The 289-nt window shown below is 57.1% G+C and carries 1 pseudogene; it reads left to right on the forward strand.

Annotated elements, in window-relative coordinates:
- A pseudogene (locus WLY71_RS30885) lies at nt 1–289 on the forward strand (hypothetical protein); the annotation flags it as partial.

Genomic DNA, 289 nt, shown 5'->3' on the forward strand with positions numbered 1-289 from the left:
CGCGCCGGTACGGGCAAGCCCGGCATTGGCGGTGATGCCGAAGGCGATACCTTGCTCAATATCGAGAAGGTGATTGGCACGGCGTTCAACGACACCTTCAGCACCACTATTGCCAATACGGTTTCAGGTGGTCCGACAGTCACTTTCGAAGGTGGCGCAGGGGATGATGTCTACATCTTTGCCACCACCGGGGTGAAGGTTATTGAACAGGACAACGGTGGCTACGATGAGCTGCGCAGCAGTGCGCCGACGGCGACCCTGGACCCGTTCATTGAAAAGCTGACTTACA

The sequence above is a fragment of the Pseudomonas rossensis genome, assembly GCF_039888995.1.
Classification (GTDB): domain Bacteria; phylum Pseudomonadota; class Gammaproteobacteria; order Pseudomonadales; family Pseudomonadaceae; genus Aquipseudomonas; species Aquipseudomonas rossensis.